Origin of the sequence: Chromobacterium sp. Beijing, assembly GCF_021496765.1 — a bacterium.
Classification (GTDB): domain Bacteria; phylum Pseudomonadota; class Gammaproteobacteria; order Burkholderiales; family Chromobacteriaceae; genus Chromobacterium.
Window position 1 is genome coordinate 4,541,323 of the sequence record NZ_CP053750.1, and the last position, 19,508, is coordinate 4,560,830.

Annotated in this window: 18 protein-coding genes; 16 read left to right on the forward strand and 2 right to left on the reverse strand. The window is 66.8% G+C overall.

What is annotated here, in order from left to right; all coding sequences use genetic code 11:
• The first annotated feature begins 1 nt into the window (after window position 1).
• From spaK to HQN78_RS21275, 16 genes are all read left to right on the forward strand, one after another.
• Window positions 2-409 (forward strand): SPI-1 type III secretion system chaperone SpaK, encoded by a 408-nt coding sequence (gene spaK, locus HQN78_RS21200; RefSeq protein WP_107800828.1) that lies wholly within the window; start codon window positions 2-4, stop codon window positions 407-409.
• Window positions 406-1,695: a type III secretion system ATPase SctN gene (gene sctN, locus HQN78_RS21205; protein WP_227105388.1), complete on the forward strand. Its 1,290-nt coding sequence runs from the start codon at window positions 406-408 to the stop codon at window positions 1,693-1,695. The genes spaK and sctN overlap by 4 nt, the downstream gene beginning before the upstream one ends.
• Window positions 1,679-2,131 carry a hypothetical protein gene (locus HQN78_RS21210; protein ID WP_019103510.1) on the forward strand — a complete coding sequence of 151 codons (453 nt, stop codon included), beginning with the start codon at window positions 1,679-1,681 and terminating at the stop codon, window positions 2,129-2,131. Before sctN ends, HQN78_RS21210 begins: the two co-directional genes overlap by 17 nt.
• Entirely contained in the window at window positions 2,128-3,165 is a 1,038-nt protein-coding gene (locus tag HQN78_RS21215; RefSeq protein ID WP_235086037.1) for a type III secretion system needle length determinant, SpaN/EivJ family, read from the forward strand. Before HQN78_RS21210 ends, HQN78_RS21215 begins: the two co-directional genes overlap by 4 nt.
• The gene (locus HQN78_RS21220; protein WP_235086039.1) at window positions 3,165-4,058 is read left to right on the forward strand and encodes a YscQ/HrcQ family type III secretion apparatus protein; all 894 of its coding nucleotides are present in this window, start codon (window positions 3,165-3,167) and stop codon (window positions 4,056-4,058) included. Before HQN78_RS21215 ends, HQN78_RS21220 begins: the two co-directional genes overlap by 1 nt.
• Window positions 4,048-4,707 (forward strand): EscR/YscR/HrcR family type III secretion system export apparatus protein, encoded by a 660-nt coding sequence (locus HQN78_RS21225; RefSeq protein ID WP_107798946.1) that lies wholly within the window; start codon window positions 4,048-4,050, stop codon window positions 4,705-4,707. The genes HQN78_RS21220 and HQN78_RS21225 overlap by 11 nt, the downstream gene beginning before the upstream one ends.
• A gap of 138 nt (window positions 4,708-4,845) precedes the next feature.
• The gene (locus HQN78_RS21230; RefSeq protein ID WP_019104573.1) at window positions 4,846-5,106 is read left to right on the forward strand and encodes an EscS/YscS/HrcS family type III secretion system export apparatus protein; all 261 of its coding nucleotides are present in this window, start codon (window positions 4,846-4,848) and stop codon (window positions 5,104-5,106) included.
• Between the two features lie 5 nt (window positions 5,107-5,111).
• Window positions 5,112-5,888, forward strand: a complete 777-nt coding sequence (gene sctT / locus HQN78_RS21235; RefSeq protein WP_235086041.1) for a type III secretion system export apparatus subunit SctT — start codon at window positions 5,112-5,114, stop codon at window positions 5,886-5,888.
• Between the two features lies 1 nt (window position 5,889).
• Window positions 5,890-7,032, forward strand: a complete 1,143-nt coding sequence (locus HQN78_RS21240) for an EscU/YscU/HrcU family type III secretion system export apparatus switch protein (RefSeq protein ID WP_255701193.1) — start codon at window positions 5,890-5,892, stop codon at window positions 7,030-7,032.
• A gap of 624 nt (window positions 7,033-7,656) precedes the next feature.
• Entirely contained in the window at window positions 7,657-8,160 is a 504-nt protein-coding gene (gene sicA, locus HQN78_RS21245; RefSeq protein ID WP_019103389.1) for a type III secretion system translocator chaperone SicA, read from the forward strand.
• The gene (locus HQN78_RS21250) at window positions 8,157-9,902 is read left to right on the forward strand and encodes a type III secretion system needle tip complex protein (protein ID WP_235086044.1); all 1,746 of its coding nucleotides are present in this window, start codon (window positions 8,157-8,159) and stop codon (window positions 9,900-9,902) included. The genes sicA and HQN78_RS21250 overlap by 4 nt, the downstream gene beginning before the upstream one ends.
• 16 nt (window positions 9,903-9,918) lie before the next feature.
• Window positions 9,919-11,175 (forward strand): IpaC/SipC family type III secretion system effector, encoded by a 1,257-nt coding sequence (locus HQN78_RS21255; RefSeq protein ID WP_235086046.1) that lies wholly within the window; start codon window positions 9,919-9,921, stop codon window positions 11,173-11,175.
• 140 nt (window positions 11,176-11,315) lie between these two features.
• Window positions 11,316-12,503: a type III secretion system needle tip protein SctA gene (gene sctA / locus HQN78_RS21260; protein WP_235086049.1), complete on the forward strand. Its 1,188-nt coding sequence runs from the start codon at window positions 11,316-11,318 to the stop codon at window positions 12,501-12,503.
• A 229-nt stretch (window positions 12,504-12,732) separates the two neighbouring features.
• A complete protein-coding gene (locus HQN78_RS21265) occupies window positions 12,733-13,644 on the forward strand; it encodes a hypothetical protein (protein WP_235086051.1) in 912 nt (303 codons plus the stop codon).
• Window positions 13,631-15,892, forward strand: a complete 2,262-nt coding sequence (locus HQN78_RS21270; RefSeq protein ID WP_235086053.1) for a hypothetical protein — start codon at window positions 13,631-13,633, stop codon at window positions 15,890-15,892. The genes HQN78_RS21265 and HQN78_RS21270 overlap by 14 nt, the downstream gene beginning before the upstream one ends.
• Window positions 15,876-16,172 (forward strand): acyl carrier protein, encoded by a 297-nt coding sequence (locus tag HQN78_RS21275; RefSeq protein WP_227105378.1) that lies wholly within the window; start codon window positions 15,876-15,878, stop codon window positions 16,170-16,172. Before HQN78_RS21270 ends, HQN78_RS21275 begins: the two co-directional genes overlap by 17 nt.
• On the opposite strand, the gene HQN78_RS21280 is transcribed toward HQN78_RS21275, so the two are convergent.
• Together HQN78_RS21280 and HQN78_RS21285 are read right to left on the reverse strand one after the other, a co-directional pair.
• The gene (locus HQN78_RS21280; protein ID WP_235086056.1) at window positions 16,124-18,484 is read right to left on the reverse strand and encodes a transporter substrate-binding domain-containing protein; all 2,361 of its coding nucleotides are present in this window, start codon (window positions 18,482-18,484) and stop codon (window positions 16,124-16,126) included. The genes HQN78_RS21275 and HQN78_RS21280 overlap by 49 nt on opposite strands.
• Window positions 18,485-18,488: 4 nt before the next feature.
• The gene (locus HQN78_RS21285) at window positions 18,489-19,181 is read right to left on the reverse strand and encodes a response regulator transcription factor (RefSeq protein WP_227105374.1); all 693 of its coding nucleotides are present in this window, start codon (window positions 19,179-19,181) and stop codon (window positions 18,489-18,491) included.
• Window positions 19,182-19,508 lie beyond the last annotated feature (327 nt).

Genomic DNA, 19,508 nt, shown 5'->3' on the forward strand with positions numbered 1-19,508 from the left:
TATGTTCGCCATGGATATCGCCCAACTGGTCCGCTCCGCCTTGGAAGAGAGCGGCTGCGATCCCGCCCTGCTGGGCGAGCTGGACAGCCATTCCACCATCGCGCTGGATCTGCACGATCTGCCCAGCATCCACGTCAGCGCCCAGGACGGCGAGGTGTGGCTGTGGTCGCGGCTGGGCGAGCACAACGAGGCGGTGCTGGCCCAGCGCGCCGGCCAATTGCTGCAGGACCTGATGCAGGGCTGCCACTTCGCCCGCGGCGGCCAGCTGCAACTGGCCGCCAACGACGGCTATCTGGAGCTGAAGGCGATGGCCCACCCGGATTATCTGGCCGACGGCAAGCGCTTCTCCGAGGCGCTGAACGGCTTCTTCGACGCGCTGGAACGCTTCAGCGAGTCGCTGCTGCGATGAAAGCGCCGCGCCTGCTGCGCCGGCTGGCGTATCCGCAACGCCTGTCCGGCCCCATTCTGGAAGCCGCGCTGCCCGAGGTGGCGATAGGCGAGCTGTGCGACATCCGCCGCAGCTGGCAGGACCGCGAGGTGGTGGCCCGCGCCCAGGTGGTGGGCTTTCAAGGCCCGCGCGCCGTGCTCAGCCTGATCGGCAACGCGCGCGGCCTGTCGCGCGAGGCGGTGCTGCAGCCCACCGGCCGCGCCTTGGCGGCCTGGATAGGCGAGTCGGCGCTGGGCGCGGTGCTGGACCCCACCGGCCGCATCGTCGAGCGCTTCGCGCCCGAGGCCGGCGTCGGCGGCGAGGAGCGCGGCATCGACGCCGATCCGCCGCCGTACTCGCGGCGCGTGGGCATACGCGAGCCGCTGGCCACCGGCGTGCGCGCCATCGACGGCCTGCTGACCTGCGGCGTCGGTCAGCGCGTCGGCATCTTCGCCTCCGCCGGCTGCGGCAAGACCGTGCTGATGCACATGCTGATCGAGCAGAGCGACGCCGACGTCTTCGTTATCGGCCTGATCGGCGAGCGCGGCCGCGAAGTGACCGAATTCGCCGAATCGCTGCGCGCCTCGCCCAAGCGCGAGCGCTGCGCGCTGGTGTTCGCCACCTCGGACTTCTCCTCGGTGGACCGCTGCAACGCGGCGCTGCTGGCCACCACGGTGGCCGAGTACTTCCGCGACCAGGGCAAGAAAGTGGTGCTCTTCGTCGACTCCATGACCCGCTACGCCCGCGCGCTGCGCGACGTGGCGCTGGCCGCCGGCGAACCGCCGGCGCGGCGCGGCTACCCGGCCTCGGTGTTCGACAGCCTGCCGCGGCTGCTGGAGCGCCCCGGCGCCACCCGCGGCGGCAGCATTACCGCCTTCTACACCGTGCTGCTGGAGAGCGACGACGAGCCGGACCCGATGGCGGACGAGATCCGCTCCATCCTGGACGGCCACATCTATCTGAGCCGCAAGCTGGCCGGTCAGGGCCATTATCCGGCCATCGACGTGCTCAAGAGCGCCAGCCGCGTGGCGGGTCAGGTCTGCGACGGCGGCCATCTGCAGGCGGCCTCGGCGCTGCGCGCCTTGATGGCGCGGTTGGAAGAGTTGCAAGTCTTCATCGACCTGGGCGAATACCGCCCCGGCGAGAACCCCGACAACGACCGGGCGATGAACGCGCGCGAGGCGCTGCGGCGCTGGCTGCGCCAGCCGGTGGACGAAGGCGCGGGTTTCGCCGACACCCTGCGCAGCCTGCATGAGCTTGTTGCCTAAGCTGGGCGCGCTGCTGCGCCGTTGTCAGGCGGCGCAATCGCGTTGCGAGGCCGAGCTGGCTCAGCTGGCGCGCCAGGACGGCGCGCTGGCGGCGGAGCAAGAAGCGCTGGCCTCGCAGGGCCAGGGCCTGCGCCAATTGCTGCTGGCGCAACGGCCGGCCGGGGCGATGAGCCGCGGCCAGCTGTTCGCCTTGCAGCGCAAGCAGGCGGTGCTGCGACGCCAGTTGCAGAACCTGGACCTGCAAAGCGGACAGCTAGAAGAACAGCGCCAGGGCCTGGCCGGCCGGCGCGAGGAACAACAGGTCTTGCGTCGGCAATGGCTGCGCAAGGAAGACAAGTATCAACGCTGGGCCAAGCTGCAGCGCCGCCAGGAACGCATGCGGCGTTTGCGGCTGGACGAGGCCGAGCAGGAAGAGAGGACGATATGGAAGCGATGACGCCTATTCCCGCGCCGAGCATGGACGCCCGGCCGGCGGCCGAAGCCGACGGCGCCGCCGAAGCCTTTGCCCGCGAAGCCCAAAGGCAGCGGCAGGACGCCGCCGATCCGGAGCGCGACGGCGAGGACGAGGCCGGCGAGCGCGAGCGGGACCGCTCCCGTCTGCCGGCCGGGGCGCTGTGGCAGCCGCCGCTGCCGCCGCACTGGAACGCGGCGCGGCTGAGCGCCGGCGGCCGCCATGCGGCGGAAGCCGCGCTGTCCGCGCCGGGCAAGCGCGGCCGGACGCCGCTGGGCGAGGGCGAAGGACCGGACGCCGGCGCGCGCGGCAAGACCGCGGCCCGGCCGCAAGGCGCGCAGGCAGCCGCCGCGGCGCTGGCGGCCCAGCATGCCGCCAGCCTGGCGCCGACGGCCGACGCGCCGGTCAAAGTCGTGGCGCAGACGCTGGGGGCGCAGTCCAAGGCTGAGCCGGCGCTGCGCAAAGCCGAGCACGCCTCGGCCAAGGGCGAAGCCTCGCTTCCCGCCGCCGCGCCGCAGACGGCCGCCGCCGCGCCGACGCCGCCCGGACGGACCGTGTCGAAAGCCGAAGCCGCCGCGCCGGTCCCGACGCCGGCCGCCGCGCGCGAAGGCGGAGAGACGCGCAAGACCGAATCCGCTCCGGCGGCCGCGGCGGCGCTGACGCCTCCGCCGGCCCAACCGTCCGCGCCGGCGACGCCGCCGCCGCGCGAAGCCGCTCCGCAGGCGCGGCCGCGGCAGGACCCGGCCTTGAGCCAGCCGACGCCGTCCGCGCCCAGCGCGCCGGAGCCGGCCCAGCCGGGCCTGACCTACCGCTTTCAGCGCTGGGGCGGCGAACACGCGGTGAACGTGCAAAGCCAGCCCGGCGGCGTGCTCAGCCTGCAGCCCTCGGACAGCCTGGTGCAACAGCGTTTGGGCGAGCAATGGCCGTCCGGCAACCCGCAGCAATGGCAGATGGCCCGCGACGACGGCCGCGAGCAGGGCCGGCAGCAGCCGCAGCGGGATGAGGAGGAGGACGCCTGATGCTGGCGCTCAGACAAATCGACGCGCGTGAACGCGCCTTGAGCCTCGCCGCCGCCGCCTGGCGGCGCCAGGGCTGGGACGCGACGCTGGAAACGCCGCCGCGCGGCGGCTTGTGGTTGTCGGTGGCCGACGCGGACCAGCGTTGGCAGGGCTGGCTGCAAGCGCGCGCCTGGCTGGAGAGCGCCGCGCCGGAACTGGCGCGGCTGGCCTTGTCCGCCGGGGTGGAGGCGCAGGCGGCGCAATGGCTGGCGGCGGCGGAACGGCCGCTGACGCCGCCGATGCCGGAGCTGGCCTACCAGCGCTTGAGCCTGGGCGAGGCGGGGCCGGGCGACGCCTTGCCGCGCCAGCCGCTGCTGCGGGTGATGTGCGCCGAGGGGCCGCTGTGGCTGGAGCGCGCGCCGGCGTTCGAGGCCGGAGACGCGCCGGACCCGGCGCCCTTGTTGAGCTGGCCGCTGCGCTTCGTCATCGGCGACAGCCGCATCAGCCTGGGCTTGTTGCGCGGCGTGACGCGCGGCGACGTGCTGCTGATCCGCGAGCCGGCGGCGGCGGTGCGCTGCCACGACCGCGCGCTGGGCACTTATCAAACGTATGAGGAAGGAATCGTCATGGAATGGGATGAATCGCAACAGGCGGCGGAGCAGGAAGCGCCGGCGCGCGACATGGGACAGCTGCCGGTGGAGCTGGAGTTCGTGCTGCATCGCGGGCGGGTGACGCTGGCGGAGTTGCAGGACTTGTGCCGGGGCCAGTTGTTGAACCTGCCGGCGGACGTGGAGCGGCGGGTGGAAGTGCGCGCCAACGGCGCGCTGCTGGGACGCGGCGAACTGGTGCAGCTGGCCGGCCATCTGGGGGTGGAAGTGACGGAGTGGCTGGGCGGAGCCGCCGATGTCGAATGATATTTCGCTGATCGCGCTGCTGGCCTTCGCCACGCTGCTGCCTTTCCTGATCGCTTCCGGCACTTGCTTCATCAAGTTCTCCATCGTGTTCGTGATGGTGCGCAACGCGCTGGGCCTGCAGCAGGTGCCGTCCAATATGACGCTCAACGGCATCGCGCTGATGCTGTCGATGTTCGTGATGCTGCCGATCGCGCAGCAGGCCTACAGCCACTACCAGGAAGAACAGGTCAGCTTCAACAGCGTGGAATCGGTGAGCAACTTCGTCGAAAACGGCCTGGACGGTTATCGCGGCTATTTGCAGAAGTATTCCGATCCGGAACTGGTGAGTTTCTTTGAAAAAGCCCAGGCGCAGCGCACCGAGCGCGAAACCGGCAACGCGGCCGAGGACGAACAGCCGTCCCTCTTCGCCTTGCTGCCGGCCTATGCGCTCAGCGAGATCAAGAGCGCGTTCAAGATCGGCTTTTATCTCTACCTGCCCTTCGTGGTGGTGGATTTGGTGATCTCCAGCATCTTGCTGGCGCTGGGGATGATGATGATGAGCCCGGTGACGATTTCGGTGCCGATCAAGCTGGTGCTGTTCGTGGCGCTGGACGGCTGGACTTTGTTGTCGAAGGGCTTGGTGTTGCAGTACCTGGATTTGGCGACCTAGCCGGGCGGAGCAAACCGTCCCGCCACGGCATGGCGCTGCGTTTGGTTTTGCTTTCCGCGTCTCGGAGCGAATGGCTTTCATGGAGCGGGCGGAGTACCGCGCTGTCCATGCCGCCCGCCTCAACTTTGGAGTTTTGCTATGAATGATCTGGTGTTCGCCGGCAACAAGGCCTTGTACCTGGTGCTGCTGATGTCGGCCTGGCCCATCATCGTCGCCACCGCCATCGGCCTGCTGGTGGGCCTGTTCCAGACCGTGACCCAGTTGCAGGAACAGACGCTGCCCTTCGGCATCAAGCTGTTCGGCGTCAGCCTGTGCCTGTTCCTGTTGTCCGGCTGGTACGGCGAAACCCTGCTCGGCTTTGGCCGGGAGGTGATGCGCATGGCGCTGGCCCGGGGCTGAGGCGGATGCAGTTCGGCCTGTTCTTCGAAATCCACGGCTGGGTGGCCTCGGCCGCGCTCGGCTTCGCCCGCGTGGCGCCGGTGTTCTTCATCCTGCCCTTCCTGAACAGCAATGTGCTCAGCGGCGTGGTGCGCACCTCGGCCACCATGCTGGTGGCGCTGGGGCTGTGGCCGCATCCGGTGGAGGCGCTGCCGGCCTTTCAGGCGCTGCCCTTTATCGCGCTGATCGCGCGCGAGGCTGCGGTGGGCCTGTTGTTGGGCTGCCTGCTGGCCTGGCCGTTCTGGGTGTTTCACGCGCTGGGCAGCATCATAGACAACCAGCGCGGCGCGACGCTGAGCAGCAGCATAGACCCGGCCAACGGCGTGGACACTTCGGAATTGGCCAATATGTTCAATCTGTTCGCCGCCGCGGTCTATCTGCAAGGTGGCGGCATGAGCCTGATGCTGGACCTGTTCCGTCAGAGCTATCAGCTGTGCGACCCGCTGGGCGTGTGCGCGCCGGCCTTGCAGCCGACGCTGAGCCTGCTCAATCAGGTGATCAGCAAGGCGGTGGTGCTGGCCAGCCCGGTGGTGGCGGCCTTGCTGCTGTCCGAGGTGGTGCTGGGCCTGCTGTCGCGTTTCGCGCCGCAGATGAACGCCTTCGCGGTGTCGCTGACGGTGAAGAGCGCGGCGGCCTTGCTGATCATGTTGATGTATTTCGGCCCGGTGTTGCCCGACACGGTGATGCGGCTGGCCTTCCCGCCGACGGCGCTGCCCGGCTGGCTGAGCGCGCCGGTGCGCTGAGATGTCGAACAAGACCGAACAACCCACGCGCAAGCGCTTGCAGGACGCGGCCAAGAAAGGCCAGTCCTTCAAGAGCCGCGACCTGGTGGTGGCCTGCCTGACCCTGTGCGGCGTCGCCTATCTGGTGTCCTTCGGCTCGCTTGTGGAGCTGATGGGCGCTTTCCGCCAGGTGATCGCCGGCGGCTTCCAGCAGGACATGCAGGGCTACGCCCAGGCGGTGGCCTGGCTGGGCATCAAGCTCTTGCTGCCCATCTTTCTGCTGTGCATCGTCGCCTCCGCCTTGCCCTCCCTGCTGCAAAGCGGCTTCGTGCTGGCCAGCGAGGCCTTGAAGCTCAATCTGGAGGCCTTGAACCCGGTCAACGGCTTCAAGAAGCTGTTCAGCCTGCGCACGGTGAAGGAGGCGGTGAAGGCCTTGCTTTACCTGGCCAGTTTCGTGGTGGCGGTGCTGGTGCTGTGGCACAAGCACAAGGCCCTGCTGTTCGCCCAGCTCAACGGCGACCCCATAGGCATGGCGGCGATCTGGCGCGAACTGCTGCTGGCGCTGGTGTTGACCTGCCTGGGCTGCATCGTGGCGGTGCTGGTGCTGGATGCCATCGCCGAGTACTTCCTGTTCATGAAAGATATGAAGATGGACAAGCAGGAGGTCAAACGCGAGATGAAGGAGCAGGAGGGCAATCCGGAGATCAAGTCTCGCCGCCGCGAGGCGCATATGGAGATCCTGTCCGAGCAGGTGAAGTCCGACATCGAAAACTCGCGCCTGATCGTGGCCAACCCTACCCATATCGCCGTCGGCATCTATTTCAAGCCCGAGCTGCTGCCCATCCCCTTCATCTCGGTGATGGAGACCAATCAGCGCGCGCTGGCGGTGCGGGCCTATGCGGAAAAAGTGGGCGTGCCGGTGGTGCGCGACATCCCGCTGGCGCGGCGCATTTTCGCCAGCCACCGCCGTTATTCCCTGGTCAGCCTGGACGAGGTGGAGGAAGTGCTGCGCTTGCTGATGTGGCTGGAGCAGGTGGAAAACGCCGGAGCGCAGGCGTCGGAGCCGGAGCCGGAGCCATCGAGGCTAGCGGCGGAGCAACAGGGGAAGGACGCGAACGCTACCAAGCCCGCCTCTGTGGATAAACAAAACGACCAGGAAGGCTGAGCGCATAGACGCGCCGCTAAGAGCCTGTTCACGATCTTTTCGAGAGGGATCATGACCCAAGGCATTGAATCCGCTGCGCGGATGATGATTTTGATTGCCGGGGCTGCCCGGCGGGCAGGAAGGGGAATTTGCTCGGCCAAATTCCCCTTCACCCCAAAGGCCGCCCTGCAAGCCTGGCCTACGGCTCCCCGCCGGTTCCCGTCAGGCCCGAGGCGCGGCTGAACTCGCGATTTGCTAACGTCAAATCGCTCAAACAGGGCAGCCGCTTAAGACCTCGGGCCTGCCACCCGACGGCAGGCTTGAAGGGACCAGGGGCGCGTCGGATACGCGGCTTCCTGTGTATCAAACCGTGTTTCAAAGCACGGACGAAAGATCGTACACAGGTTCTCAGACCCATCCAGCCCGGCAACGCCAATCTTCCCCCGCGCGGCGGCGGCCTCAAAACCCGCAAGGCCATATTGAACACGCCCGGATAGCCGATGCGCCGTCGCCATGAGCGATTCCTGAATGTTTCCCCCCGCCGACCGCTGTTAAATGACAGCGACGACGGTCATTTCACACCCAAGACAACCGTCGTCTCTAGCCAGCTCTGCCGGGTTGGTGACAGCGACTAGGAGAAGTTTGATGAACCCTGAAGACAGTGTCAGCGACGACCGCCTGGCAGAGATGGTCTGGGAAGCGGTAAGCGCGGGCGCCACCCTGAAAGACGTGCACGGCATTCCGCCGGACATGATGGAAGGCCTGTACGCCCACGCTTACGATTTTTACAACAAGGGAAGGCTCGACGAGGCGGAAACCTTCTTCCGCTTTCTGTGCATCTACGACTTCTACAACCCCGACTACATCATGGGGCTGGCCGCCGTGTGCCAGCTCAAGAAACAGTTCCAGAAGGCCGCCGATCTGTACGCGGTGGCCTTCGCCCTGAGCAAGAACGACTACCGGCCGGTGTTCTTCACCGGGCAGTGCCAGCTGTTCATGCGCAAGGCGGCCAAGGCCAGGCAGTGTTTCGAGCTGGTGTGCGAACAAAGCGACGACGAGTCGCTGCGCGCCAAGGCCCAAGTGTATCTGGACAGTTTGCAGGAGACGGAGGCCGAGCAATCCCGTCAGCAGGAAAAGGAGCAAGCATGAGCGGTAACACTATCGGTCAAAGCTTCAATCTTGACAGTGCCAAGCTGGCGAAAGCGCTATCGGGTAACACCCAGGCGAGCGAGAAATTCGTCGACGCCGCGCAGAAGTCGGCGCAAGCGCTGTTCACGATGCGCGTCAGCGACGACGCCGGCGCCGCCAAGCCGCGCAGTGACTTGAACACGCCGCCGCTGACCCAGCCCACGGCCAAGGCCAAGGAAGAGCTGGACGGCGCGGGCAAGCTGACGCTGCTGCTGGGGCAGTTGATGTCCTTGCTGGGCAATGTCTCGCTGTCGCAGCTGGAAAGCCGCATCGCCACCTGGCGCGCGATGATGGAAGCGCAAGTGGCGATGGGCGAGAAACTGTCCAAAGAGTTCCAGGACGCGTTCAAGGCGGCGAGCGAAGCCACCGAGGCGTTGAAAGACGCGGTGGGCAACTACGACAGCGCCAAACAGGCCGCGGACGCCGCCCAGAAGAAAGCCGATGCGGCCCTGGCCAAGCTGAACGGCATGTCGCCGGACGATCCGGGTTACGCCGACGCCCAGGCCGCCAGCCAGCAAGCCTCCGGCGAAGCCGCGCAAGCCAAGCAGAAAGCCGACAAGGCGTTCGAGGTGGCGGAAAAGGCCCGCGTGGTGGCGGTGGAAAAGGGCAAGATCGCCGATGATCTGGCCGGCAAGGTGCAAGGCGCCAATGTGGGCGGCGATGTCGCGCGCAAAACCGGCGAGGACAACCTGTCCAATGTGGCCAAGCTGACCATGTTGATGGCGATGTTCGTCGAGCTGGTAGGCAAGAACAGCGAAGAAAGTCTGAAAAACGATCTGGCATTGTTCCAGGCCTTGCAGGAAGGCCGCCAGAAGGAAATGGACAAAAAATCCGCCGAGTACCAGGAAGAAGTGCGCAAGGCGGAAGAACTCAATCGCACCATGGGGTGCATTGGCAAGATTCTAGGCGCGTTGCTGACCGTGGTCAGCGTCGTGGCCGCAGCATTCACCGGCGGCGCCAGCCTGGCGCTGGCCGCGGTGGGCGTCGCGCTGATGGTGGCGGACGAGGTGGTCAAGGCCACCACCGGGGTGTCTTTCATGGAAGAGGCGTTGAAGCCCTTGATGGACAAGGTGCTCAAACCCTTGATGGACCTGATAGGCAAAGCCATTACCAAGGCGCTGGAAAGCATGGGGGTGGACAAGAAGACCGCCGAGCTGGCCGGCTCCATCATCGGCGCGGTGCTGGCCGCGGTGGCCATGGTCGCGGTGATGGTGGTGGTGGCCGTGGTGGGCAAGGGCGCCGCCAGCAAGCTGGGCGGCGCGCTCAGCAAGCTGATGGGCGACGCCATCAAGAAGATGGTGCCCAATGTGCTGAAGGAACTGGCCAAGAACGGCAGCAAGATGTTGACCCAGGGCTTCCAGCGCCTGGCCAACAGCCTGGGTCTGCGCACCGACGCCGCCTCCAAACAGCTGATGGCCAACACCCTCAACCGCGTGGTGGTGGGCGGGGAAGTGGCGCAAGCCACCACCCAGGCCGGCGGCAATGTGGCGCAGGGCGTGTTCATGAAGAACGCCAGCGACGCGCTGGCCGACTTCACCCTGGCGCGCGCCGCGATGGATCAGATCGAGCAATGGCTGAAGCAGGCGGTGGAAGCCTTCGCCAACACTCAGAAAATTACTCAGGAACTGACCACGATGATGTCTTCCGCGCTGCAGCAGAACGCTGAAGCCGGCCGCTTCGTACTGCGTCAGAGCCACGCTTGAGTCAGGAGAAAATAGCATGCTGAACACTATCAACACCACGTCCGTCCATACTCTTTTCCCCGCTACGGCGGAATCCGGCGCGGCCGATAAATCGCTGGCGGCCAAGTCGCTGGTGGACATCAAGGACATCCTGCCCATCCTGAACAGCGCCGGCCGCGACGGCAAGGCGCTGGCCGAGGTGATGAGCGGGCCGGAACTGCGTCCGCCGTCCGCCGAAGTGAGCAAGCAGGTGACCGACGGCCTGAAGGCCTATCTGAGCGAAAAAGCCAAGGACCCGGAGTTTGTTCAGGATCTGGGGGCCTTGTACCAGAAGGTCGAATCCGGCGTGAACAAGCTGATGAACGACAAGGTCAAGGAACAGGCAGAACAGGGTAAATCCTTCGACATCAGCGGCATGGCGCCCAGCGGGGTGGCGCTGCTGGTGGCCGCCATCGTCTTGATGTCGGCGCTGCGCACCGCCGACAACGCTTTAAGCACCAAGTTGTCGCTGGTCAGCTTCGACGCCACCAAGGCCACCGCCGCCTCCATGGTGCGCGAAGGCATCGCCAACCTGTCCAGCAGTATTGCTCAGGGCGTGGGCCAGATGGCCATTACCGGCGTCGGAGCCAAGAAGAGCTTGAACGGCCTCAACGCCGAACGCGGTGCATTGAAGAACAACGCGCCCAAGCTGGCCAAGGCCGGTGACGAGAGTCGCAATATCCAAACCACGCTGAACCGTCAGAACACGGTCAAGCTGGGCACGGAGCCCGACAGCCTGAAGCATGTGGGCCTGAAGTCGCAGCCGGGCGCGGCCAAGTTGGGCGCAGGCGAGCCGGGCACGCAGTCCAACGCCGCAGGCAGCGTGGCGGACGGCATGGCCGGTGACAAGATCGGTTTGAAGTCCAGCAACCAGAACCTGGGCAAGCCGCATGAAACCGCCTTGGGCAGTGCCAGCGAGGACTTGTCGGTGAAGAGCTCGATCGAGCAGCAAACGATGGACGACACCAAGCTCAAGGCTCAGGCCAAGCAAACCACCGGTCGGGCCATCATGGATAGCTCGTCCGCGGCCAGCAATATCGCCGGCGGCTCTGGCCGCTACGCCTCCACGCTGGAGCAGTCCGAGCAGCAGATCAGCCAGGCTTCCAGCCGCGTGGCCAATACCGCCTCCGAGGAAACCCGCGAGAGCAGCCGCAAGTCCGACAGCTTCATCCAGGAGCTGCTGCGCACCTTGGACAGCATCAGCCAATCCAAGAGCGCGGCCATGGGGGCTGTGGCCGGCAACATCCGCGCCTGATCCGCTAGCCCGGAACCGGGCGGCGCCGTCCCTGGCGCCGCCCGCCGGCCCGGCCATCCCGGTCGGGCCGGCCTTCCACACCATTCATTCCGCCAGCGCCTTGGCGCCTGCCTCGGCGCTGGCCATGCAGGGGAATTCCCATGAACGGCATTCAAACCACATCCTCCTTGCCGCTGACGCTGCCGCAAACGACGGAAACCCCGGCCGCCGCGCCGCGAGCCGATACCGGCGGCGTCGCCGTTGAAACCCGCGCCGCCGCGCCGCAAGGGCCGGAGCTGTCCGCGCTCAATACCGCTCAGAACAAGGCCGACGCGTTACGCCAGGCCAACGAGGCCGCCCGCCGCACCGTCGAAGGGCAGACCACCTATGAAAGCAAGCTGGTGGACCAGCGCTGGCAGGCGGCGATTGCCGGCGGCGAGCAGCCGGCGGCCGAGCGGCTTAATTTCCAGCGCGGCGCGTTGACGCGGGCGCAGGACCAGGCCCGCGACATGCAGACGCTGAATACTCAGCAACTCAAAAGCAGTCTGGGCGCTTTGGCGCAAAGCGGCTATGTGATGTCCGCCGAGCAAAAGTCGACGCTGCAGGCGGATATCGCCGACGTGTTCGCCGACGCTCCGCCCACAGCGCGGGAATTTGCCGCGCCGATGTTGTACACGGCGCCGGGCGCGGCCAAGGACATGATTTCCGACCGCGAACTGTGGGAAATGATCAGCAAGGCCATCGGCGACATCAAGGACGGCTATCTGGGCGTGTACGAAAACGTGGTGGCCCAGTACACCGAGTTCTACAAGGCGTTCAGCGACATCCTGTCGCAGATGGCGAACTGGATCAAACCCGGCGGCGACGGCAACAAGGTCAAGCTGGACGTCGATGCGCTCAAGGCCGCGCTGCAGAAGCTGAAATCGGATTTCTCCCTGCCCAAGAAAGCGGCGGTGCTTTTCCCCTCGCAGGATAAATCGGCGGATCCGATCAAGGGCGGCAGCGAAGAGGACGCCAGGAAGTGGGCCAAGGAGATGGGTTTGCCGGATTCCTGCGTCCAGAAGTCGGCGGACGGCAAATGGGTGGTGGTGATCGACATGACGCCGGTCGACACCATGATCCGCGACGTTGGCGCCTTGGGCAGTGGCTCGGCGGTAGAAATGGATAACGCCAAATTCCAGGCCTGGCAGTCCGGTTTCAAGGCGCAGGAAGAAAACCTGAAAAACACCCTGCAGACGCTGACCCAGAAATATAGCAACGCCAATTCGCTGTACGACAACCTGGTCAAGGTGCTCAGCAGTACCATCAGCAGCTGCACGGAAACCGCCAAGTCCTTCCTGCAAGGCTAAGCAGCGGTTTGACGCTTGAGGCCGGGCGCGCCGACGCCCCTGTCCTCAGCTTGTCGTTAACCGTCATCAACATTTTAGAACCTGTTCATGAACTGCTGCGCTGTGGCGATACGGCGTTAAAAACAAGCTCAAAATGCTCATGTACACGAGTACATTCCGCTTTTTCGCTCGTTTTCGCCTTGTCTCGCTCTTGCTCGCAAGATCGTGAACAGGCTCTTAGGAGAGCAATATGCCGGGACTTTCCGGATTATCACGCGCCCATTCCTGCCCGGACCTGTCCGCGCTGCTGAATGGACCGGCGCGGCCGGCCAGCGCCTTGGCGCGACGGCTGAGCGAGGCGCGCAGCAGCGACGCCGCGCCGCCGCGTCGCCACTCGCTGGCCGATCTGGCCAGCTACAAGGCGGACTACAGCCGCGACAGCGTGGCGGCCTTGTTCGCCGCCTCGTCGCAGTCTCAGCGTCTGGGCGAGCTGTATCAGGAGTCGCCCAACCGCTACGCCAAGCTGGAAATCGCCGAATTCGCCAAGGTCTACAGCCAGTTGAGCCGGCAGGAGGGCCTGAGCGAACAGGCGCGCCAAACGCTGGACGGGCTGGCGCAGCAGTACACCGACAAGATATTGAAGGACGGCCTGGGCGAAAAATCCGCTTTTGGCCCGTGGACGCCGAGAACCGACAAGCACTATCAGCAGCGCAGCAAGCTGGAGCACAAGCTGGCCGCCATGATGGAGCGGCAATGTCCGGGCGGCGTGTTGCAGCTGGGCAATGACTTCATGCGTCGCGAGGTGGTGCCTTTCATCCTGTCCCGCGTCGAGTCCCACTTGGGGCGTCAGCTGGACGAGAGCACCTGCCAGCGTTTGACCGAACTGGTGGACAGCGCGGCGATGAAGGCTTTTGAAGAACTGCGGCAGCGGCGCGGCGAGTTGATAGAGCAGCGCGGCGTCAGCGTGGGCACGCTGGCGCGCGACCTCGACACCGTCGCCATCCTGCCGCAATTGCTGCGCAGCGTGCTGGAGGGCTGGGGCAAGACCCGAAAGGCCCGCAACAACCGGACCCCGCCCGCGATGGTCAGCCCGATCCCGGCCCGGGCCCTCAACCAGGCCCGACCGAGCCGGGGGCGCGCAGCAGCCGATGGTGGTGAATAACTACTACACCACCAATAACGATAATCGTCAGGACAATCGTCAGGACAACCGGCGTTGGGACAAGCGCGGCGACATGTATCTGGGCGATGTGAACAAGGGCAACCGCCATCATGGCGGAGCGCCCTCGCGCCTGGTGACGTCCTTGCGCATGCCGGCGCCGCAAGTCGCCCGCAGCCAGGACTTGCCCAAGCCGCAGCAGGCTACCTTGTCGGAAACGCGCCATCCCTTGCTGGACGCGGCCAGCCAGGTAGCGGGCGCCTTGTCCGAGCTGATGAACACGGCGCTGGGCGAAGAAACGCTGCCGGCGCCCACGGCCGGTTCGGCGCAGGCGGGCAAACTGGAAGCGACCGCGCGTCAGGCGCGGGTCAGCCAGCCGGCCGCACCGCAATCCGCAATCCTGGGAGGCGCGCCGTCCGGCGTGGAGCAGGGCACGCAGACCGATGGCGGCCAGACTTTGCATCACGCGGCCAGCCAGGTGATGGAGGCGATGTCCGAGCTGATGGGCACGGCGCTGGGCGAGGAAACGCTGACGGCGCCCACGCCCGGCGCGGCGCAGGCGGGCAAGCTGGAGGCGACGGCGCGTCAGGCGCGGCTCAGCCAGCCGGCCACGCCGCAGTCCGAGACTCTCGGCGGCGTGCCGTCCGGCGTGGAACAGGGCACGCAGACCGATGCCGGCCAAGCTTTGCGCGACGCGGCCAGCCAGGTGTCGACGGCCATGTCCGAGCTGATGAACACGGCCTTGGACGAGGAAACGCTGGCGACCCCCATTCCCGGCGCGGCGCAAGCGGGCAAGCTGGAGGCGACGGCGCGTCAGGCGCGGCTCGACGCGGCAGCCCAGCCGCAAACCGCCAGCCTAGGCGGGGAGTTCGCCGGGCTGTCCTTCCGTGGCGGCCCGCTGCGCAATCTGCCCAGCCAGGCCTATCTGCGTAGCCAGATTTTTCATTCGACCTTGGACGGCCATGCCGCCGGCCGGGAACTGATCAAGGCGCTGCGCGACGCGCTGGAGCCCGACGCGGCGCAGCCCTTCGCGCAACGGCGCGAGTTCGAAGCCTTGCGCAACCGGATGTTGCCCAGCGGCCGCATGCAGCAAGACGATTTGCTGCGGCAATTCGCCGACGGCGCGCCGGAAACGCTGGCCGCCGACGCGCGCCGGCTGGGCGGCGTGTTGGCCGAACATCCCGGCCTGGAGCGGCAGCGTCAGGCGCTGGGCGGTTTTGCGCAAACCCTGATCCGGGAAACCAATTTGCTGCCGCCGGGCGGACGCGCCAATCCCTTGTTGGGCGAGTTTCTGAGCGGCTTGGGTCTTCAGCCGCGCAACACGCCGGCGGTGGATGCCGGCGCTCGCCTGCATCAGGCCGCGCGCACGGTGGCCGACGGCTTGTCCCAGGTGCTGGACACCGCGGCCGGCCGGCGCGTGGAAGGCGAGTTGCGGGCCGAACGCGTCGATATCCAGCAAGCGGCCAGCACGCCGTTGGACCAAGCGGTTCGCTTGTCGGCCGGAGACGCGCCGGTCGCCGATGCCGGCTCGAGTCTGCATCAGGCCGCGCGACAGGTGGCGGATGGCTTATCCCAAGTCTTGAACGCCGCCGCCGGCCAGAGCGCGGCCGGCGAACCGGAGGCCAATGGACCAGCGTCTCAGCTTGGCCGAGCGCCGACGGCGGACGCGGCTCAGGCGGCTGAAGGGGCCGGAGGCGGCTTTGGCGGGCTCAAGTTCCGCGACGGCAATCTGTACACGCTGCCGACCCAGGCTTATCTGCGTAGCCGCGCTTTCGCGCTGGACGCCGGCAGCGAGCTGATCCGCGCGGTGCGCGGCGCCTTGGAGCCCGACGCGACGCAGCCCTTCGCGCAACGACGCGAGTTTGAAGCGTTGCGCAACCGCGTGTTGCCGGGCAACAGCACCCAGCAGAGCGGCGTGCTGAAGGACTTCGCCGACGGCAAGGCGGGCACGCTGGGCGACGATGCCGCGCAGTTGCGGCAAGTGCTGGCCGAGCATCCGGGTTTGGAGCGACAGCGCCAGGCGCTGAGCAGCTTCGCGCGCACCTTGATCCGCGAGGCCAATCTATTGCCGCGCGGCAAGCCGGCCAACCCGCTGGTCACGGCGTTGCTCAGCGGGCTGAGCATAGACGCGGCCGCGGAGGCGCGGCGCGGCGAAGCCTTGAGCTCGTCTTCGGGGGTCACCCTGACCACCGACGGCCTGCATCTCGATCCCAACCGCATCCGGGAGCGCAACCGTGGCAATCAGTCTTGAGCAACAAGTGGTGGCGGTGATGGCCTGCTGTTTATCGGTGGAGGAGTCCAAGCTGCAGCCGCAGGCGCGGCTGGTGGACGAGTTGTACGCGGACTCGATGGAGCTGCTGGACATGGTGCTCTTGCTGAACGATGAGTTCGGCATCGAGATCGGCGTCGACGACATCGTCGACATCAAGACCGTGGCCCATGTCTGCCAGGTGGTGGAGCGGCAGCTGGCGGGGCGCCTCGCTCAGTCGCCGCTCGGCTCCGCTTGCGGCAGCGCCGCCTCCAGCGCCTGAAGCAGGTCTTGCAGCCGGGCGGCGTCCGGCTGCGGCTGGCGCAGCGCGGTCTGCATGTCCGCCGCCAGCGCCGGCAGGCGCGGCAGGCCGGCGCTGAGCGCCACGCCGTGCAGGCGGTGCGCGTAGTGTTCCGCCTGCGGCCAGTCCCGCGCCAGCAAGGCCTGGCGCAAGGCGGCGGCGTCGGCGTCGCAGCTGTGGCTTAGCAACTGCGTCAGCTCGCCGTCGGGCGGGACCGGCGCTGCCGGCACCGGGCCGGGGCGGTGATCCAGCCACAGCGTCATGATCTGTTCCAGCTGGGCCAGCCGCAAGGGCTTGGTCAGGCAGCTGTCTATGCCGCTGTCCAGGCAACGCTGCTGGTGTTCTATGCCGGTGGTGGCCGAGATGGCGATGATGGGCAGATAGGGCTGCCACTGCAAGGCCGGGTGGCGGCGCAGCCGCAGCGCCAGTTGATAGCCGCTGATGCCGGGCAGATTGCAGTCCAGCAGCGCCATGGCGAAGCGCTGGCCCTGATCCAGCAAGCCCAGCGCGGCGGCGCCGTTGTCCGCCGTCACCGCGCGGTAGCCCAGTTGCAGCAGCTGCTGGGCGATGATGAAGCGATTGGCCGGCTGGTCCTCCACCACTAGGATGGGATCGCAGGCTTCCTTGAGGGCGGCCGGCGGGCTGGCGACGTCCGGCTCGGCGGCCGCTGCCGGCTCGGCCGGCGCATGGCGCACCGGCAGCCACAAGGTCACCGTGGTGCCTTGTTCCGGCTGGCTGTCCAGCGCGATGCGGCCGGACATCAGCTCCACCAGTTGCCGGCAGATCAACAAGCCCAGCCCGGTGCCGCCGTAGCGTTGCTGGGTATGGTCCGCCTGCGCGTATTCGTGAAACAAGCGGGCCTGCTGTTCCGGCGCGATGCCGATGCCGGTGTCGCTGACCTGGACGCAGAGCAGCGCCCGCTCTTCCTCTATTTCCTGTAGTTCCAATCGCAGGCACACCTCGCCCTGGCGGGTGAACTTGACCGCGTTGCTGAGCAGATTGCTCAGGATCTGGCGCAGGCGCACCGGGTCCAGCACCAGCAGGCGGCCGCACAGGCCAAGCAGCTCCAGCCGCAGTTCCAGCCCTTTCTTTTCCGCGCAGGCGCGGTAGATCGCCGCCACGCCGCTGGACAGCGCCGCCGCGTCGGTGGCCAGCGGCTCCAGCCGCAGCCGCCTGGCGTTGAGCTTGGACACGTCCAGCACATTGTCCAGCAGCTCCAGCAAATTCACTGCCGAGGCGTTGGCCAGCGCCGCCAGCTCGCGTTCGCGCGGCGGCAGCTCGGCCTGGCGCAGTAGCTCCACCGAGGCCAGCACCGCGTTCATCGGCGTGCGGATTTCATGGCTCATCACCGCCAGAAAGGTGGATTTCTCCGCCTCGCTGCGCTGGGCGGCGCGGCGCGCGGCGTGGGCGCGCTGGGCGAACAGCAGCAGCAAGAGCAGGACCAGGCCGACGCCGGACAGCTCCAGCGCGTAATAACGGGCGATGGAGCGCCAGGACGGCGCGCCGTAGTCGGTGGTCTGCAACCAGTCTTCCAGCATGTGCTGGGTGTCGTCCGCGGTCAGCCGCGCCAGCGAGTCGTTGATGATGGACAGCAGTTGCGGCTGGTCCTTGTTCACCGCCATCGACACCAGTCTGGGCATTTCGCTGACGCTGCCGGCGATGCGCAGCGAGCCGTAATAACGGCGGCGGATCACGGATTGCATTACCGCGTCCAGCCCCACCGCGGCGTAGGCCTTGCCGTCCGCCACCGCGTCCAGCGCCGCCAGCGGCGTGGGCGTGGCTACGATGTCCACTGCGGGAAAGTTTTCGCGTAGGAAGTATTCGTAAGGGTCGCCGCTTTCCACCGCGATGGTCTTGTTGGCCAGCTTGGAGGTGTTGAACACGATGGGCTTGTCCGGCTGGGTGACCAGCACGGTGCTGCCGGAAAAATAGGGGTCGCTGAAGCGGATGCGCCGGCCCACCTCCGGCGGAATCAGGCCGGAGGACAGCGCGGTGAGCAGATCGATGCGGCCGCTCAGCATCATGTCCACCGCCTGCTGGCGGTTGGCCACCGGCACCAGCTCGAAGCGCAGGCCGCTGATCTCGGAAATGCGGTTCAGATAAGCCTGGGTCAGGCCGCGGTGCTCGCCGTCCTCCATGTATTCGATAGGCCAGCCGTGGGGGTCTATCGCGTAGCGCACCACCGGGTGCTTGGCCAGCCAGGCGCGTTCCGCCGGCTTGAAGCCGGCGTGGCTCAGACCGGACAGGCAGAAGGCCGGCAGCAGACAGGAGAGCAGAAAGGAGCGCGCGCGCATGGCGTCAGTGGCTGGCCAGCCGGCTTTGCAGCTGGAACAGCTCGTTGTCGCTGCGCAGACCCAGCTTTTTCAGCGCGGACTGCTTCTGATTGCTGATGGTCTTGATGCTGCGCGAGAACTTGACGGCGATATCGCTGACCGTCATGCCGTCCAGGCAGCAGCGCAGCACCTCGCGTTCGCGCGGGGACAGCTCCGGATGGTCCAGCAAGCTGCGCAACATGGCTTTTTGCGGTGCCGGCAGGTTGGCGCAGCTTTCGTTCAGCGCGGCGCTCATGTCCGGGCTCAGATAGCTGTGGCCGTCGGCCAGCAGGCGGATGGCGGCCACCAGTTCGTCCAGGCTCTGCTCCTTGCCGATGAAGCCGTGAGCGCCGCAGCGCAGCGCCAGCGCCACCGTGGCCGGGGTGTAATAGGCCGACATCACCAGGATGCGCACGCGGGCGAAGCGCCGGCGCAGGCCGCGGATCAGGCTGAAGCCGTCGATGTCGCCGGGGCTGAGCGCGTAGTCGGTGACCACGACGTCGACGCCGTCGTGCTGCTTCAGATGCTGAATCAGCGGCGCGCTGCTGGTGAACTGTCCGGTTACGTTCAAGTCGGTTTCATCGGCCAGGAGGCCGGCCAGGCTGTTCAGCACCATCAGGTGATCGTCCAGCAAGGTGATCTGTATCGGCTGGCTCCGCAATGATTTGGCATCAGGCATATGAGTATCCCAACAGATGGCGGCGCGGCTGCGCCTTGCGCCATGGTTATGTCTCTGAACCTGTGTATTCTGTTGCGCGGGCGGCGGCTCCGGTTTCGCTTCGGCCTCAGGCTTGGTATAGGCCATTACGCAAAGGTTTGGCGGCAGGGAGCGCTTGCGCCGCCGGTCTGGCCGGCTGAGGGAACGGAGGGTGGAATGGCGGGACGGGCCAGGCGCTGCGGCGCGGCCGGCGTCGCCTGCGGCGGGGCCGGAGGCGAAAGCGTGCGCATTCGTGATCTCGTTCCCCGGATTGTTAAAGACAGCCAGCAGGCCATTATTCCGCGCTGG

Excerpts from the sequence above, each read along its gene's own strand:
- sctN (WP_227105388.1), top strand. The coding sequence starts at position 406 with ATGAAAGCGCCGCGCCTGCTGCGCCGGCTGGCGTATCCGCAACGCCTG.
- HQN78_RS21280 (WP_235086056.1), bottom strand. The coding sequence starts at position 18,484 with ATGCGCGCGCGCTCCTTTCTGCTCTCCTGTCTGCTGCCGGCCTTCTGC.
- HQN78_RS21265 (WP_235086051.1), top strand. The coding sequence starts at position 12,733 with ATGCCGGGACTTTCCGGATTATCACGCGCCCATTCCTGCCCGGACCTG.
- HQN78_RS21220 (WP_235086039.1), top strand. The coding sequence starts at position 3,165 with ATGCTGGCGCTCAGACAAATCGACGCGCGTGAACGCGCCTTGAGCCTC.
- HQN78_RS21215 (WP_235086037.1), top strand. The coding sequence starts at position 2,128 with ATGACGCCTATTCCCGCGCCGAGCATGGACGCCCGGCCGGCGGCCGAA.
- HQN78_RS21255 (WP_235086046.1), top strand. The coding sequence starts at position 9,919 with ATGCTGAACACTATCAACACCACGTCCGTCCATACTCTTTTCCCCGCT.
- sctA (WP_235086049.1), top strand. The coding sequence starts at position 11,316 with ATGAACGGCATTCAAACCACATCCTCCTTGCCGCTGACGCTGCCGCAA.
- HQN78_RS21285 (WP_227105374.1), bottom strand. The coding sequence starts at position 19,181 with ATGCCTGATGCCAAATCATTGCGGAGCCAGCCGATACAGATCACCTTG.
- HQN78_RS21210 (WP_019103510.1), top strand. The coding sequence starts at position 1,679 with ATGAGCTTGTTGCCTAAGCTGGGCGCGCTGCTGCGCCGTTGTCAGGCG.
- spaK (WP_107800828.1), top strand. The coding sequence starts at position 2 with ATGTTCGCCATGGATATCGCCCAACTGGTCCGCTCCGCCTTGGAAGAG.
- HQN78_RS21230 (WP_019104573.1), top strand. The coding sequence starts at position 4,846 with ATGAATGATCTGGTGTTCGCCGGCAACAAGGCCTTGTACCTGGTGCTG.
- HQN78_RS21250 (WP_235086044.1), top strand. The coding sequence starts at position 8,157 with ATGAGCGGTAACACTATCGGTCAAAGCTTCAATCTTGACAGTGCCAAG.
- HQN78_RS21225 (WP_107798946.1), top strand. The coding sequence starts at position 4,048 with ATGTCGAATGATATTTCGCTGATCGCGCTGCTGGCCTTCGCCACGCTG.
- HQN78_RS21270 (WP_235086053.1), top strand. The coding sequence starts at position 13,631 with ATGGTGGTGAATAACTACTACACCACCAATAACGATAATCGTCAGGAC.
- sctT (WP_235086041.1), top strand. The coding sequence starts at position 5,112 with ATGCAGTTCGGCCTGTTCTTCGAAATCCACGGCTGGGTGGCCTCGGCC.
- sicA (WP_019103389.1), top strand. The coding sequence starts at position 7,657 with ATGAACCCTGAAGACAGTGTCAGCGACGACCGCCTGGCAGAGATGGTC.
- HQN78_RS21240 (WP_255701193.1), top strand. The coding sequence starts at position 5,890 with ATGTCGAACAAGACCGAACAACCCACGCGCAAGCGCTTGCAGGACGCG.